Annotated in this window: 14 protein-coding genes; 10 read left to right on the top strand and 4 right to left on the bottom strand. The window is 39.1% G+C overall.

Going from position 1 to position 16,963, the window contains the following annotated elements:
- Nucleotides 1–8 precede the first annotated feature (8 nt).
- Genes HG547_RS13575 through HG547_RS13555 form a run of 5 tightly spaced genes read left to right on the top strand, consistent with a single transcriptional unit; the run spans nt 9 to nt 5,608 of the window.
- On the top strand, nt 9–968 hold the full coding sequence (locus HG547_RS13575) for a PilW family protein (RefSeq protein WP_169548113.1): 960 nt from the start codon (nt 9–11) through the stop codon (nt 966–968).
- Nucleotides 969–979: 11 nt separating this feature from the next.
- Entirely contained in the window at nt 980–1,408 is a 429-nt protein-coding gene (locus HG547_RS13570; protein ID WP_169548112.1) for a pilus assembly PilX N-terminal domain-containing protein, read from the top strand.
- Nucleotides 1,409–1,421: 13 nt separating this feature from the next.
- Nucleotides 1,422–4,907: a PilC/PilY family type IV pilus protein gene (locus HG547_RS13565; RefSeq protein WP_169548111.1), complete on the top strand. Its 3,486-nt coding sequence runs from the start codon at nt 1,422–1,424 to the stop codon at nt 4,905–4,907.
- Between the two features lie 6 nt (nt 4,908–4,913).
- The gene (locus tag HG547_RS13560; RefSeq protein ID WP_047540417.1) at nt 4,914–5,306 is read left to right on the top strand and encodes a type IV pilin protein; all 393 of its coding nucleotides are present in this window, start codon (nt 4,914–4,916) and stop codon (nt 5,304–5,306) included.
- A complete protein-coding gene (locus tag HG547_RS13555) occupies nt 5,303–5,608 on the top strand; it encodes a TapY2 family type IVa secretion system protein (protein WP_169548110.1) in 306 nt (101 codons plus the stop codon). Before HG547_RS13560 ends, HG547_RS13555 begins: the two co-directional genes overlap by 4 nt.
- Before the next feature lie 150 nt (nt 5,609–5,758).
- On the opposite strand, the gene HG547_RS13550 is transcribed toward HG547_RS13555, so the two are convergent.
- Nucleotides 5,759–6,253: a GspH/FimT family pseudopilin gene (locus HG547_RS13550; protein ID WP_144346248.1), complete on the bottom strand. Its 495-nt coding sequence runs from the start codon at nt 6,251–6,253 to the stop codon at nt 5,759–5,761.
- A gap of 275 nt (nt 6,254–6,528) precedes the next feature.
- The gene (locus HG547_RS13545; RefSeq protein WP_169548109.1) at nt 6,529–7,041 is read right to left on the bottom strand and encodes a GspH/FimT family pseudopilin; all 513 of its coding nucleotides are present in this window, start codon (nt 7,039–7,041) and stop codon (nt 6,529–6,531) included.
- 244 nt (nt 7,042–7,285) lie between these two features.
- On the opposite strand from HG547_RS13545, the gene glnB reads away from it, so the two are divergent.
- Both glnB and HG547_RS13535 read left to right on the top strand, forming a co-directional pair.
- Nucleotides 7,286–7,624, top strand: a complete 339-nt coding sequence (glnB, locus tag HG547_RS13540; protein ID WP_011073353.1) for a nitrogen regulatory protein P-II — start codon at nt 7,286–7,288, stop codon at nt 7,622–7,624.
- Between the two features lie 192 nt (nt 7,625–7,816).
- Nucleotides 7,817–9,106, top strand: coding sequence for an NAD(P)/FAD-dependent oxidoreductase (locus HG547_RS13535; RefSeq protein WP_037421015.1), 1,290 nt, complete (start codon nt 7,817–7,819; stop codon nt 9,104–9,106).
- A gap of 165 nt (nt 9,107–9,271) precedes the next feature.
- On the opposite strand, the gene HG547_RS13530 is transcribed toward HG547_RS13535, so the two are convergent.
- Nucleotides 9,272–10,288, bottom strand: a complete 1,017-nt coding sequence (locus HG547_RS13530; protein ID WP_037421020.1) for a LacI family DNA-binding transcriptional regulator — start codon at nt 10,286–10,288, stop codon at nt 9,272–9,274.
- Nucleotides 10,289–10,714: 426 nt separating this feature from the next.
- Between HG547_RS13530 and HG547_RS13525 the strand changes: the two genes are divergently transcribed.
- From HG547_RS13525 to HG547_RS13515, 3 genes are all read left to right on the top strand, one after another.
- On the top strand, nt 10,715–13,339 hold the full coding sequence (locus HG547_RS13525) for a TonB-dependent receptor (protein WP_037421023.1): 2,625 nt from the start codon (nt 10,715–10,717) through the stop codon (nt 13,337–13,339).
- A 96-nt stretch (nt 13,340–13,435) separates the two neighbouring features.
- Complete coding sequence (locus HG547_RS13520) at nt 13,436–14,959, top strand: tryptophan halogenase family protein (RefSeq protein WP_169548108.1); 1,524 nt, start codon at nt 13,436–13,438, stop codon at nt 14,957–14,959.
- A gap of 35 nt (nt 14,960–14,994) precedes the next feature.
- Entirely contained in the window at nt 14,995–15,684 is a 690-nt protein-coding gene (locus tag HG547_RS13515; protein ID WP_169548107.1) for a SapC family protein, read from the top strand.
- 60 nt (nt 15,685–15,744) lie between these two features.
- On the opposite strand, the gene HG547_RS13510 is transcribed toward HG547_RS13515, so the two are convergent.
- Entirely contained in the window at nt 15,745–16,653 is a 909-nt protein-coding gene (locus HG547_RS13510) for a sulfite exporter TauE/SafE family protein (protein ID WP_169548106.1), read from the bottom strand.
- Nucleotides 16,654–16,963 lie beyond the last annotated feature (310 nt).

Below are 16,963 nucleotides of genomic sequence, written 5' to 3'. Positions count from 1 at the left end.
GAAAATAGATGAAAAATTGCCAGAAGGGGATGTCTTTAGTTGAGTTAATGGTTTCAATGCTTATTGGACTGTTTCTCACGCTTGGACTTTTTGCCATGTTTAGTATGTCATCTTCTAACGTCGTAACCACCAGCCAATTCAATCAATTACAAGAAAATGGACGCATTGCTCTTGCTCTTATGGAAAGAGATATTAGCCAGCTGGGCTTTATGGGTGATATCACTGGAACCGATTTTGTACTTGGCACCAATATGACATTAAGAGATGGCATCGCGAATGATTGTATTGGAGCTGGGATAAATAATGGCACATTGCCCAATAATGAACCTGCACACTTTAGAAGACTGTGGGGATATGAAGCAGGTAAAAGTGCTGTGGAGTTAACGTGCTTAAATGGTGTTAATGCAAATACGGATGTGATCCAAATAAAAAGGCTGATCGGGCCTCCAGTTACAAATCCCAACGGAGAGCGCTATTACATGGCAGCAAATTCTAGTCAAGCGGTGTTATTTAAAGGGGGGAATCCTCCGAATCCTGCGCTTGAAAATGCACGATTTTGGGAATATCAACATCATATTTATTTTATTAAGAATGATGGTTTAGTACCGGTGTTAAGACGTAAAACGTTAACAAAAAACAATGGTATGAACAATGAAGAACAATTAGTCGAAGGCATAGAAAATATGCGTATTCTCTATGGTTTTGATAATGATGGCGATGATACCGCTGATAGTTTTATGCCTGCTGAAAATGTTACACCTTTAATGTGGGATAACGAATTATTTCAGCGTTTAGTTGCTGTTAGAGTTTATTTATTAGTTAGAGCAATCGATGAAGATAAAAGCTATACAAATGATACGACTTACACTTTAGGTGACAAGGAAATCAAAGGATTAAATGACCACTTTAGACGAAAAGTGGTTTCAACCACTATGGTGCTTGCTAATCCTGTGTTAATTCGCAATTAGAGGACGAATAGATGAGAAAGCAGAAAGGGATAGTATTATTTTTCGCACTCATTGTACTGCTTTTAATGACAATAATAGGTGTCGCCTTAGCCGTCAATTCAACTCAATCCATACGTATGTCTGGAGCCGGAGCTGAGCGGATTGAAGCTAAATCAATTGCTGATGGTGGGCTACAGCAAGTGATACTAAAATATGAAGGCATGCTATTGGCGAATCTAAATGTTGCTACTACGGAAAAACTTTTTAATGGTGTACAGCAACTTACTCCATACCCCCTTACAGGAGTTAGAAATGTAGCCTGTCAGCGAACAGCAAACGCAACTGGTGCTAATTTAGTGAATTGTCGCCGAGTGGAAATTAGTAGTACAAGAACATTTGGTCGAGATGACTTAGGTCAACTAACCGTTGTATCAGGTGTAGAGCAGCAAGTCTTGCCTTAATAGGATTAATATCATGTTAAACAAATTGCTCATTGGAATATTTATAGTTATCACTTTTTCAGCAGGCTTGACGTTTGCTGATGATACTGAACTCTATTTGGTGGATTCAACAGTTAGAACAGGCAAACGCCCGCAGGTACTCTTTATTTTTGATAATTCCGGCAGTATGTCCACCGTGGAAGAAAATGCTGTAACTTCTTATTGCTCTGAGGCAGATAAAAATGCAGGAGTTTGTACTTATCCTGATGGATTTGGAACTTTTTTGGAGAATTACTCAGGTTATATTAACGACAAGGGAACCTACTGGAATGCAGGGGGAATTGATAATACTAGTAATATGCCTACTCCCGATAAGCCTAATGATGGGAGACGATTTTATAAAGATAATAATAACTGCAATACAGCTGCAAAGGCTTTAGTTTCTAAAGGACGTTATACTGGTTATTTAAGAGAGTTTAGTAGCAACAGAAATACATGGAATAATCTTGCTGATAATAATGGTTTTAATCAAAATGATATTGTTGATTGCTATGAAGATATTTTAAATGCTGATCCTGTTAATCCGGGTAAATTGAAAGGTAACTCTTTTGCAAATGGTTATCCCATAAACAATAAATCGATGTATACAACCAGCGCTACCGAAACCGACCGCTTAAATAGTTTAAAAAACACTCAGTTTGGCTCAGGGCAACCAGTGACGCTTTATACTGCTCATTATCTAGTCTGGCACAAATGGGTTACGACAACTAAAGAAGGACAAGAGAGTGGTGGTGTTGGTACTCGTCTTGATGTTGCCAAGAAAGCATTAATTTCTGCTTTAGACTCACTTGCTGTACCAATTGATGCTAGTCTGGCTGTATTTAATCTTAATTTTCCTGATGAATCTAATGCTGATGGTGGCCGAGTTGTTTATGACTTGGCTGAAATGAATTCAGTGAATAAAACAAGTTTAACCAATTTAATCAAAGGTATGCCGGCGCAAACAAATACGCCATTATGTGAAACTCTTTATGAGGCTTACATGTACTTTAGTGGTGGTCCAGTAACCTTTGGAAATAAAGATACTGATTATAAGTCTTTAAATTATAAAAAAAATACACCGCCAAGCATTCTAATGACAGGAAATTATTCAACTCCTTTTAAAAAATGTCCTGATACAGCTTATGTTATTTATATTACTGATGGTGCACCAACAGTTGATAAGTCAGCTGATTTACTAATTAAAAATTTAACTTCGACAGCTAAAAATAAAGATGCTGATTATACTATATTTAACTTTAAAAATCCTCAGAATGAAAATGATACTAGTTACATGCCGGCTTTAGCTGCCTATATGTACAACAATGATGTAGTTATCGGAAATAAAGATTCTATGGGAGTTGATAACAAACAAAATATTCGTATTTTTACTATTGGTTTTTCGGACGGTGCTGATGCGGCAGCAGATTTATTGGAAGAAACAGCTTTTAGAGGTGGAAATCCGCGCAATAGTGATGGTATTTCTAAAGGATACTATGTCGCAAAAAATGGTCTTGATTTAGTAACGGCTTTGGACGATGCGTTAAAATCAATTTTAACGATTGACTCTACGTTTACATCTCCAAGTATTGCCAGTAATAATTTTGATAAAACTCAAACCTATAATGCCGCATATTATGCTATGTTTCTGCCTGGAAATGGTCCGCGTTGGAGTGGTAACCTTAAAAAGCTAAAGGTGAACTCAGCAGGGGAGATTGTCGGTCCTGGCGGTAGCGCTAATGCTATTGATACAAATGGTAACATTTCTATTGATACATGTACCTATTGGAATGCTTGTTCCGGTGTAAACGATGGAAATAAGGTGCTGTCTGGTGGGGTATTACCGACATTAAGAAGCCAGCTTAAAAATCGCAAAATTTATACTAATAGCGGTACCAATCTAGTGAATTTGGCAACGTCTTCCTTCGTTTCTAGCTATTCACAAACTGATTTGGATTGGTTGTATGGTGTGGATGTCGATGATGATGATAATGACGATAGCACTTCAGATCCTAGGGAGGATATGATGGGCGATCCTCTGCACTCTAAACCTTTAGCAATTAATTTTGGATCTGCTACCACTATGGATGTGAGGATTATTCTTAGTACTAACCAAGGTTTAGTGCATATGTTTAAGGACTCCGATTTGGGTAGTGCAGATTATTCTGTGGGTTCAGTTTCTGAATCCTGGGCATTTATCCCTAATGAGCTTTGGGGCAATATTCCTAAACTAAGAAATAATCCTGCAACGGGTGTGCATTCTGTTTATGGGATGGATTTATCCCCAGTGGCTTACACAAAAACAGATAGTACGGGCAAAGTAAAAGATGCTTGGCTTTACTTAGGTATGCGTAGTGGTGGTACATCTTATTATGCTTTAGATATTTCAAAACCAGATTCACCAACATTTAAATGGATGATTAATTCTGATTCAACTGGCTTTGAAGATTTGGGCCAAACTTGGTCAGAGCCTGTTGTTACATTTTTAAAAGGAATTAGTGATCCTGTATTAATTTTTGGTGGAGGTATGGCATCGGCTCAAGGTTCTGGACAAGCGGTTTATATCGTAAATGCAAAGGATGGCACGCTTATCACAAAATTTACCGATACAGGTATGGGGAGTGTTGTTGCTAAAGTTGCTATACTCGATAGCGATAATGATGGTAATACCGACCGCATATACTCTAGTGATATTTCAGGCAATGTTTGGCGTATGGATTTATTTGGCACAGACAAGGATAAGTGGACAGTATTTAAGTTCGCATCCATTGCCGGGCCTGCACCGGATAATCGTATGTTTTTTGCGGGTCCAGTGGTTGCTCAGACTGAATTTAATAATGTGCATTCAGATGGCGCAACTTTAAGTTATCAAAAAATTCCTTATGATGCTGTGACGATTGGTTCGGGTAATCGTGATAACCCACTAGGCTTAAGTATTAAAGATAAATTTTATGTATTCCAAGACCGTAACGTTGTAACGCAAAATTTTACTACAAAGCCTGTAACATTGACTTCTATGGATCTTTATGATGTCACCAATTCAGCTCCTAGTGATAAAGATGGTGATATTGCATTTGGAAAAATGAAAGGCTGGCAGTACAGCTTTACAGCTATTGGAGAAAAGAGTTTATCAGCATCACTAATTTTTAATGGTAAAGTCTATTTTACCTCTTTTGTACCGCCAACTAATCAATCAGTTGATTTGGATTCAGGTGTGTGTGGTTTTTCAGGGCAAGGTAGGTTGTACGTGTTCGATTTGCATAAGGGGACTCGTTCTTATAGCCAAGTTTATTACGAGGTAGGTGAGCGGGTACCTGATACTCCCCAAATAGTTATTCCTAAGCCTAAAGATGGAGAAACAGCTGAAGCGTATATTATTGGTGTAGGAAAAGGGGAGTGTGAGAATGGCGAATGTAAAGGAACCATTGGATTGGGTGGTGGTTTAAATACCAATAAAATTTATTATCATATAAATGAATAAGTAAATATGAAGATTAAAGATAACGGTTTTACATTAATTGAAGTGATGATAGTTGTTGTTATCATCGGTATTTTATCGGCAATCGCATATCCTTCTTATACTCGATACGTGGCGCAAAGTACGAGAGCTGAAGGTTTGTCGGCGTTGATGAGATTAGCCAATTTACAAGAACAGTATTACTTAGATAATCGTAAGTATGCTACTGATTTAACTAAGCTGATAGGCGCAGATCCCTATATTACTGAACATGGTAATTATTCTGTGACATCAAGTGGTACTACATCATTTACGCTAAAAGCAGTCGCAAAAGGAGTACAGGCAAGCAGAGATTCATCCTGTACACCTTTAACCATTACAGATACCGGGGCTAAAGGTCCAAGTACGGAGTGTTGGAAATGAAACGAGTCATTCTCTCCACGATTTTGGTGTTGATGTCGAGTAAAGTTTGGGCTGACAGCGGAAATCCACAGGTCGAACAGGATTTTAAATGTTATATTACGTTTAAAAATAATGCTGAAATTGCTTTTTATCGTTGGAAAATGAGTGAAATGCCATTGAGAATGGCAAATCTTGTTGGGACTCTTCGTCAGTCGAGTGATGGTAAAAAGTCTTACATCAATGCAGTAGAAGAATGCGTTGAGCTTAATGCTTCTTTCAATAGCCTTAAGGCTCAAGAATTGGATAAGTTGACACCTAGATAAACACTTTTAGTGATTCATTTTAAGCTTAATAAAAACTTAGCGCCCAAACGATGGTTTTAAACTCAGCATTAAAAATGCCAAATCGTTTCATTTGATTTGGCATTTTTGAAATTGAATATAGTGATAATTTGTAAGTGGATGCTCAGTCAGTTATAAGCAATTTTGGTTATCACTTCCCTCTTTAATTAATCCTGATGTACTAATGTTTATGCTTTTAGAACCATCACTTTCTCCACTTGGGCAATATATAATCGATGTTTCAGTAGAGACTAGGCCATCAGAAGTAAAGTTCACGGTTTTATCTGTCGGGCCAGTTAGTGAAATAGTATCTTTAGAGTTAAATCCATCTATTACCTTTAGGACTTTTTTTGAACCATTTTTTTCAATATACACACTAAACCCCTTACTCCAGTCATTACCACAGGGGGAGGCTGCATAGGGGCATACTGTGACTGTAGAACCGTAATTCACCGCTTGATTTCGCGCAAAGGCAAAAAGGTCATTAATTTTTTGTATTTCATTTGCGCTACGAGTCGCTTCATACATTGCAGTAAAAGAGGGGACGCCAATAGAAAGAAGTAAAGCCGCAATTGCGATAGTGACCATTAGTTCAACTAAAGTAAAACCTTTTGAGAGAGTAAACATTGAATAATCCTCGCGTTAACTCGGTTAAGTATATGCGAGAGAGCCTACAAGATCAGTAACTATCTAAGATATTCAATATAACCAATAAGTTGTTTTACAGTGTCGTTTATAATTAGCACAGCCAATACACTAGGTTTAAATGGTTTTAGTTATGTACGAGTAATTTATATTCAGTATAGAGAAAGCTGATGCTCTGCATCTCAATACTGTGGCAGTGCATTAACAACTTAGCTGCATTCAATGGGTCGTGTACTAGCATATTTATCAATATGCATTTATTTACAGTCAATATTTTTTGCGGTAGATAAGCGAACTCGTCCCGCTTGATTGACCACTATTGCTTTAGAATTTTTGTTATCTATTGTTCGTGGGCAATATTTAAAGGTTCCGTTACTGCCTGATGCAAGCCCATCTGGCTGAAATCTTACAGAGCTACGGTTGTACTTTATAAAATCTTTGCTATCGAACTCATCAATAGTCATTATCACTTTATCATTTAAATCAAGTGTTTCAGCTGCACCTGAGTCAGTAAAAACTGAGATACCTTGCTGCCAGTTATCAGTGCACTGTCCATTAACGAGAGGACAAGCAGTTACCCTATATCCGTAGTTTATTGCGGTGTTACGTGCAAATGCGAATGTTTGTTGAACAGTTTTTATATTCGAATCTGCTCTAAAATGGTCAGTTATGTCAGTATACGCTGGAGCCCCAATCGTAAGGAGAAGTGTTGATATGGATAAAGTGGTGAATAGTTCTATCAGGCTAAAACCATTTTGATGGGTTTTCATAACAGTTCCTTTGTCATAAGTGTCCCGCGTCCAGCAGGGGTTTAAACATCAACAGCTAACTCCAAGTATAAATGTCAGGCTAGGATCTGCGATGTAATTTTTAGATTTTTATGTGCTAAGAACCGTTTTATAGAAACTGTGTTTTATGAGTAAAGCGATGCCAATGCTTCAATAATGCCTTAACCACGTGTAAGCTAGTGTTATTCTGTTTGATTATCTGTAAGCAAGTGCTGAGGAATGTTTGATGAAGAAAGTTGAAGCCATTATTAAGCCTTTTAAATTAGATGATGTGCGCGAGTCACTTGCTGAGATTGGGATCACGGGAATGACTGTGCTCGAAGTCAAAGGTTTCGGTCGTCAGAAAGGACATACGGAGCTTTATCGTGGTGCTGAGTATATGGTTGATTTTTTGCCAAAAGTAAAAATTGAGCTTGTGATCCAAGATGATCTCGTTGATCAAGCTATAGATGTGATTGTTGAAACTGCACGTACTGGTAAGATTGGTGATGGCAAAATTTTTGTGACAGATGTTGAGCGGGTTATCCGGATTCGAACTGGGGAAGAAAACGAAGAAGCGGTTTAAATCTATTCTTTTAAAATTAGGGCCTGAGGGCCCTTTTTTGTTGCCTAAATTTTATCATGTAGCTCATTAAGTCGTTCGATTTCTGAAATATCTTTAATGTAAAATGGTCTGCTTAGTTAGACTAAAGTAGTTATCTCTTATCTGTTCCATGGTATAACTTAGCCACTTAAATGAGCTTGTGAGGTTGTTATTTTGGCTACGAAACGAATCGTGATTGTGGGCGGTGGAGCTGCAGGTTTAGCGCTGGCCTCAAAATTAGGCCGTAAGTTGGGCGGTGGTGATGTCGTCGATGTCTGCTTAATTGATAAAAGCCCTATTCATATCTGGAAGCCAAAATTACACGAAGTTGCTGTGGGGGTTATCGATCAGTCGATTGAGGGATTACTTTACAGAGATCATGGCCTTAAAAATGGATATCGTTATATTCGTGGTGAAATTGAGCAGTGTGAACCAGATGCAAAGACTATTCAGCTTGCTGCTGTATATAGTGATTCAGGAGAATTATTGCTTGAACCTCGTCAGATTGAATATGATTATTTAGTTCTGGCCTTAGGTGGAGTATCCAATAGCTTTAATACCCTAGGAGCGGAGCAACATTGTATTTTTCTCGATAGTTTAGATAACGCTAACTTATTTCATCAAAAGCTCTTGGATGCCTTGTTACAACTCAATGAAACACAAGAGAAAGTCAGTATAGGCATTGTTGGCGCTGGCGCAACAGGCGTTGAGTTAGCCGCTGAACTTCATCATGTGATTGAATCAGTTAAAGAATATGGTTACCTTAATATCTCAAAACATCATCTTGATGTGCATCTTATTGAAGCCTCTCCCAAAATTCTTCCCCAACTACCAGAGCGTGTAAGTGCTAGAGCCCAAGCCGTACTTGATAAAATCGGTATTCGTTTACACATCGGGGTGCAGGTAAAGGAAGTGACGCGTGATGGCTTCATCACTCAAGATGGTGATGTGATTGAGGCGGGCCTAAAGGTTTGGGCGGCTGGCGTTAAAGGTCCAAAAGCCTTCCGAAATTTTTCTAAACTGCCTATTACGCCGCGAAACCAAGTCGAAGTTGATGCCTGTATGCGCGTGAAAGGCCATCAAGATATTTATGCCATTGGGGATTGCGCCCTATTAATTCTCGAGTCTGGTCAACCTGTTCCGCCACGCGCTCAAGCCGCCGCTCAGATGGCAGATACGCTATATGAGAATATTGTGAACCGGCTACAAAATAAGGCTGAAAAGGCTTTTGTCTATAAAGATTATGGTTCCTTAGTTTCATTAAGCCGCTTTTCGGCCGTGGGTAATTTAATGGGGAATCTGCGCTCTGGTACTTTCTTCGTTGAAGGCCATATCGCAAGGCTGATGTACATCTCTTTATATCAAAGGCATTTAGCGAGCCTATATGGCTGGTTCTCTGCGATTATTTATCGCATCGCACAAAAGCTACTCAAGTGGCAAAGACCAAAGCTGAAATTACACTAATGGTATAAACACGAGTGAGCTATGCTTTCTCGTGTTTTTAGTATGGCATTTTTCGATATTGGATTTGATATTACTGCTACTAGAGAATCCGTTTACGTACTACGACGACAATGCGCCACTTTTGCATCACACACTACGAATATAAGTCTAAAATATCAATATATCCTAGTGTTTAGGTGAGGCAGAAGAATCGCGGATAACTGGCTCTGGGGTAAATGTTTTTGCAAATTTAGCATCTAGCTCACGACGTTTATCGATTAACAGTTCTGTCGCAACTTGGGCAATTTCAGAATTGGGTTGATGAACTGTGGTAAGCTTCGGCCAAGTTTGGCGTGAAAATGGGCTATCTTCGAATCCTACAATCGACAAGTCACCAGGAATATCAAGCCCTGCTAAACGTGCGGCAAAAAGTGCTCCAGCTGCAATTTCGTCGTTACAAGCAACAATCGCAGTAGGACGATTTTTAAGTTTAATCAGGATATTTGCGCCTTCGACCCCCGATTCAAATGAGTATTTCCCTTCAATTATGTAATCCTCATTCAGAATTAGATGGTTTTTTGTTAATGCTTGTTTATAGCCAAGTAATCGTTCTTTCGTGGATTCGTGGTGCAAATCACCACTTATAAAAGCGATATTTTTATGGCCCAAATCAATCAAATGCTGGGTTATTTCAACCGCCCCCGACTTGTCATTCACTAAAATGGTGAGCCCATCTGGCTCTTTAACTCCTTCCCCTGCAATAATGCGGACATAATTTGCATCGATCTCGTTGAGAGATTTCAGTACTTTTGGATCTTCTGAAAGTGGCGGTGTTAACACTAAACCTGCAAGCCTCGAATGTTTAACAAGCTGAGTCAGCTCATCACAAATTGTGTCAGATTTAGCATTACAAGGGTGGATAACAAGCTCGTAGCCTTTATCTTTACATGCCGATAAAATCCCATTTTGCATATCAATAATGTAATACGCATTAGGATTATCATAAATAAAACCAATAGCATAGGATTTTGTCCCTGCCAGATTTCTTGCGGCAAGATTGGGCTGATAATTTAATGCTTTAATGGCCTCGTTCACTTTATCAATCGTGGCTTGTTTCACCGATGGCTCATTATTGGTTACGCGGGAAACTGTCTTGATTGACACTCCAGCATATTTAGCGACGTCGTTGATAGTGACTTTCATTGATCTAAAAACTCTTTATTCGAATTTGCGAAGGGCTAGCAGATTGATGAACCTCAATCCTTTAAGCGTAATTTACAAGCCGACAGTGTTGTCAGTTAACTTTTTATTATGTTGCTTATAGTGCGAGCATTTATGCCGTATAGCAATGCTCATTTGTTACAAACTGCGGCATTTTTCAACTGTTAACACTCGGTTATAAGTTGTAATTTTACATCAAATTATTTAAGTGATTATTTTTGCTTAAATATATTCAGATTCTATCCTGCCAAAGTCAGTGTTATGACTTTTTTTTTCGTCCAGAGTTATTTTGTTGTGGCAAGGCTGTTAATTATTGTGTAATGTTTGCTCTAGACATGACAGCGTTGTCATTCCATCGGAATGGTTATGAATACTAAAACGATAATAAAGTTATGGAAGGGAAACGAGATGCGACCATCATCCTTTAAGAAAAGTGTACTAGCTACAAACATTGCTATCCTCCTCGGCAGCGCGGTTTCAATCAGTGCTGTCGCTGCAGAAGCAGCTGCAACTGCTGCCGCTCCTGAAAATATTGAAAAAATTGAAGTGCGTGGTATGAGAGCTTCAATGAAAGCTTCTGTTAACGACAAACGTTTTTCTGACGCTGTTGTTGATGCTGTGACCGCTGAAGATATTGGTAAATTTCCTGACGGTGACGTGGGGGAGTCTTTAGGCCGTATTCCTGGTGTTGCGGTAAACCGTCAGTTTGGCCAGGGTCAACAAGTTTCTATTCGAGGTGCTTCTAGCCAACTTACTAGCACATTATTAAATGGGCATTCTGTCGCCTCAACAGGATGGTTTGATCAACAAGCCATTGATCGCAGTTTTAATTACAGCTTACTTCCTCCCGAATTAGTTGGTGGTATAGAGGTCAAGAAATCTTCTCAGGCTGATGTTGCAGAGGGCGGTATTGGCGGCACAGTGTTAGTTAAGACTCGTAAGCCGCTTGATTTAGAAGCTAATTCTGTATTTTTAAGTGCAAAAGGTGATTACGGTACTGTTTCTGAAGCGACAGATCCGCAGACCTCAGGTTTATATAGCTGGAAAACTGAAGACGAAAAATTTGGCTTTTTAGTTGCTGGTTCATTAGATAAAACTGAATACCAACGTAATGGTATTGAGTCGTTACTTGGTTGGGGGGAAATTGTTCCAACAACTTTCCAACAAGACCGTGAACGCACTGCTGTTAATGCTGCTTTCCAATACAGACCAACAGATAGCCTTGAGTTCGGTCTAAATGTTATGAGTTTGCAGCTTGATGCAAACAATGCCAATACGTCAATTTTCTTATTCCCGACCCAACAGGGTGAAAACAAGTGTCTTAAGAAAAATGCCGCAGGTGTTTGTACTTTAGTTGAGCATACCGATAAAGGTGGTTTTGCATGGGCACAAACTTGGGCTCGTAAGGCAAGCATGTCCTCTGATACAGTGGACCTCGATTTTGCATATCAAGCTGATGCCTATAAGTTAGAAGGCCGTATCGGTAAGACTAAAGCTGAGGGTGGTACCGATTTGACATCCAACTATGGTCAGTCTATTGGTAAAGCGGCAGATTTTGCGGGTATTTACGATGCAACTGGTGATGTTATCAAAATTGACATCGCTAATAATGCTTTCGATGCCAGTGATTTCAATGGCAAGTTGGAAACTGCGGGTTGGGCACTGAAAAAACAACCTAATACTGATGAAGAGTCATTTGCGACCTTTGATATAACCGTTCCAGTTGAGTTTGGTGTTATTACCTCAATTAAATCAGGTATTAGCTATGCGGATCATGACGTAACTCAAACGACTGAAGCAGCGCAATCATCAAATATTACTGCAAAAGACGCCTCTGAATATTACTCAGGAACTATATCATCAGGTGCAGGTTTTACCTTACCTAAGCCTATCTTTGACAATATGATCAGAGATGCTTACGCCGCCATTGATGGCTTTACTTTAGACAAATCTGGTTATGGTACGCTTCAAGAGAAAAACTTAGCTCTATACACTATGGCCACATTTGCTGGTGAAGGTGTACGGGGTAATTTCGGTTTAAGATATATCTCTACCGATGTTGAATCGGATTATTACGCATTCAGCACAAAAGGTACTTATGCCGATGATTTAAGTACAGATAAGGCAAGCTATAATGATGTTTTACCAAGCGTAAACATTGCATTTGATTTAGCAAGCGATTTAATTTTAAGAGCATCAGCAGCACAAGTTATGTCTCGCCCTAACTACGCAGATCTTTTTGCGACTTCTAAATTACCTGGTTTTAACGACGGTACTCCAGGTAACGAAAAGAAAGTAACTGGGAGTGTGAATCTGTTGCCATTTAAAGCCTCTCAAGCAGATTTAAGCTTAGAGTGGTATTTCAGCGGCGAAGGTTTATTTGCAGCAACTTACTTTATTAAAGATGTTAGTTCATTTATTTCAACCCGTGAAAAATTAAATCAACAAATTGGTATTGAAGATCCAAACTTAGTGAGTCAAGGTGGTAGCTCCTGTGGTGCAGGTATATATGACTGTTGGACAGTGAGTGAAAACTATAATGCTACAGGTGGTTCAATCGATGGTATTGAACTGCAATTACTAGATTCATTCGATAACGGTTTTGGTTACTCCGCTAACTACACCTTTGCCGATGCAACCTCACCTGCTGAAAATTATGCTGATCGTGTAGGAGTGTTCTCAGACTCATCTAAGCACACTGTAAACTTAGTCGGTTACTACGAGATGGATGATTTCTCTGCTCGTATAGCATATAACTGGCGTTCAGAGTATATGATGCGTGAATTACCTGGTTTCTACGGTAACCGCGAGCATCAAGCTTATGGCACAGTAGATTTAAGTGCTAACTATAATGTGACAGATTATCTATCTGTAACATTTGAAGTCGTTAACTTACTTGAAGAAGACAGTATTCAGAAAGGTGTTTCACCTGTTGATGCAGAAGGTGTTATTAGTGAATTTAAAGATAACTACCCAGTATGGAGCTTCGATGGTGAAGCTCGCTACAAGCTTGGTGTAGCGTTACGCTTCTAATTCAATTTAATCACGAAAAAGCCTAGCATTCGCTAGGCTTTTTATTATCAATAAATTTAATAATAAACTTAGGTTTCTCCAATTTAGAGGCTCGTGATGACAATCAGAAAAATAGCTATTATAGGTGGCGGTACTTCAGGTTGGTTAGCGGCGAACCACTTAGGCCGAGCATTGAAGGGGCGTTCTGGGTTATCTATTTCAGTGATTGAATCTCCTGATATTCCTATTATTGGTGTCGGGGAAGGTACAGTGCCTTCGATTAGAAAATCATTACAGAGTTTTGGTATTAGTGAGTCAGAATTTATTCGAACATGCGATGTCACGTTTAAACAGTCTATTAAATTTGTGAACTGGTTAGATAAATCGCGTCACGGTAAGCATAATTTTTATCATCATCTATTCGATATCATTAATTTACACCAAGGTGACGCTGTATCGACGTGGTTGGCCGAACAAAGCGGACATTTTGCCGATTTTGTTTCCCCACAGCATTTAGCTTGCGAAGCGGCTAAAGCACCAAAGCTCATTACTACGCCAGAATATGCTGGTGTTTTAGGCTATGCCTATCACCTCAATGCAGCAAAGTTTGCCAAATTACTCGCTAAAAATGCCATTGAGAAATTTAATGTAGAGCATATTTTAACGACGGTACACGACGTGTGCTTAGGTGTAGATGGCGCTATCGAGTCATTGCAGACTGAGCAGGGGAATCTATCTTTTGATTTCTATATTGATTGCAGTGGCTTTGAATCTATTTTGTTAGCTAAGGCATTAAAAGTGCCATTTATCAGTAAAGCGCAGCAACTTTTTATTGATACGGCATTAGTTGCGCAAATTCCGACTCAGCCTGCTGATGTTATTCCTCCTTATACTAAAGCAACAGCACATCAAGCCGGGTGGATTTGGGATATTGCGCTTACCCAGCGCCGCGGTACAGGATTTGTATATTCATCAGCGCATATGAATCAAACTGAAGCTGAACAAAAGTTTGACCGTTATCTTGGTGGTAAACTTGCCGATATTCCCCATCGCAAAATCCCTATGACGGTAGGCTATCGTCAACAATTTTGGGTCAAAAACTGCGTTGCATTAGGGCTGGCACAGGGCTTTTTAGAACCCATAGAAGCGACTTCAATTTTATTAACGGACTTTTCTGCTCGATTTCTTGCTGAACGTTTCCCTGCTAATAAAGATGAGGTGGATTACTTATCAATGCGTTTTAATCGCACTGTTAACCACGCATGGGAAAGGGTCGTCGAATTTGCCAAATTGCATTATTGTTTGTCAGATAGAAATGACTCGGCATTTTGGCTTGATAATCAGCGTGAAGAGACAATTCCTGAGCCGTTAAAAGAGCGGCTTAACATGTGGAAGTCATTTAGCCCTATTGCAGAGGATTTCCCCTCAAAGTTTGAGGTGTTTAACTTAGATAATTACTTATATGTTCTTTATGGGATGAAATATCCGACTCAACCGCATGATAGAGGTTTAGTCGCAAAAGCTAATTTGAATGCTTATATGAGTAACATGTCTAATGTGAAGCGCCAAATGTTTGAGGGGTTACCAGAACATAGAGAATTGATTGATAAGATTTGTACTTATGGCTTGCAAGCTATCTAAGCGCTTTATTTTAATGTGTAAAAAGGAAAAATAAAATGAAAACACAATTTGTACCTTTAAATGACGCAAGTCATAAAAATTTAGCGATTGGGGATAAGGTTGATTACAGCCTTTTTGAGACTATGCATATGCTCCCTCTTCAGGTTCAAGAGTTTATGTCTGCTGCGACCAGTTTCCCTATCGTGTTTACAAAAAACGCTCAAACTGGTGAGTTCCTCTCCATTGCGATTACTGCACTTAAGCCTAATACTAATAAGTTGCTCAAAAACGGTCAGTGGCAATGTCGCTATTTACCTATTCAAGTTCAATTGTATCCATTTGGAATGAGTTATATAGATAACGACAACATTATCTTGGGTGTCGATGTCAATAATTCATCAGTGGCAGAACATGAAGCGCATCGTTTATTTGATGATTCAGGCAATCAAACGGTCTATTTATCAAAAAAACTTGAATTGGCGAGTTTACAGGCTAGTTATCATGAGATGACAAAGTACTTTATCAAAGTGTTACTCAATCATGGACTGTTGCAACCACGTACATTAACAGTGACTACACTTGATGGCACTAAAACCAATATTGATGGAATATATACCATTGATGAAGGAAAACTGCAGCAGCTAGACGATACGACATTGCTTGATTTTGCTAAACGAGGTTTCTATTCGGCTATTTACGCGCATCTTTGCTCATTAAATTTAATTGATTTAGTGATGGAAAAATAAACTCAATTTTATATAGTTCGTTTTAATAATATTAAAGCGAACTATTGTAATTGGGGTTATTTAGTTTGCTAGCATCACACTCCCAGTCAAAATAATCCAACTTGCAAAAAACAGCTTTAAGGTTTTGACTGGGAGAAATAACGCCAGCTTGCGGGCTAATAATCCTCCGATAATCGCACCAGGTCCTGCAAATAGCACTAATTCATATAAAGCGTGACTGTGGTCGGAAAACACATGTATTGGGCTTGCCGACCAAACGGTTATGGCTGATACCACAACGCCAACCGCGACGGCCATCTTGGCGCAGATACCTCGTAACATCAGATAGATTACAATCAGTTCACCTACACCAACAGACAACCAAGCGGTGATGATCCCACCGAAGTAACCAATGACCGCTAAACAAAAATAGTCTATGGATTTAAGACTTTTACTTTGCAAATAGCGGTGTTTACTGCTGAAAATGATTGCTATCCCAAGCGCGATAGAGAAAAGACTAAAACTGGTGTGGAGCGAAGAGGGCGAAGTCAGTTGCCATAACTCGCTGCTCCAAAGGCCAAGTACTGAAAAGCATGCACAAAGCAAGATACATGGAATAAAACCACACCAGGTTTTATCCATATGGTGATGTTGTTGATAGTATCTTGCCCATGAAATTGCGCCAGCAGTCATGCCAAAACACTGGATCATAAAAGACGTTGAAACGCTTTGAGTTTCGGTAAAATCTAAACTAGAGAACACTGGGATGAAAATAACGCCTCCGCCCGCTCCTGTTGAATTAGCAAAGATAGCTCCAGTTATCCCTAAAAATATAAACTTGCCATATTCTTTAATTAACTCAAATGGTTGTGCGAATTGGATAAACCAAACTATCCATGTGCTTAACAGAGTGAGCAGTACCGTTAACGACCGATAATATTGGCCGCTGAAGGTGTTTTTACGCTTAAAGGTAGGGATATATGTGAGCATCTTTTTAAGATAACTGAGTGTGGCGTTTGAGTTGTTGCGCCTATGTTATCAGTCAAAGACAGCGTTGTCACATAGGTTGGCAAATATAGATTTTAATTTAACCAATTGAAATTTAATGAATAAATTTATTTTACTTAAAAATATAAAGCTAATTGTCAAAAAAATGTAGAAATCCTGTTCTTTCTTGTGTAATTTAATTAATGACAACGCTGTCATCTGCTTGTGTGATGCGTTGTTTAGTAAGGTCTGCATGAAGAGGATGAGGTCTCCTTATTCATGTGTTTGGCAGAAGTATTGCTGGTCGGGCGGC

This window comes from Shewanella sp. DNRA4 (assembly GCF_012843185.1).
Lineage (GTDB): Bacteria > Pseudomonadota > Gammaproteobacteria > Enterobacterales > Shewanellaceae > Shewanella > Shewanella xiamenensis.
Note: the sequence above shows the minus strand (reverse complement) of the source record. Positions and strands in the feature narration are given on the sequence as shown.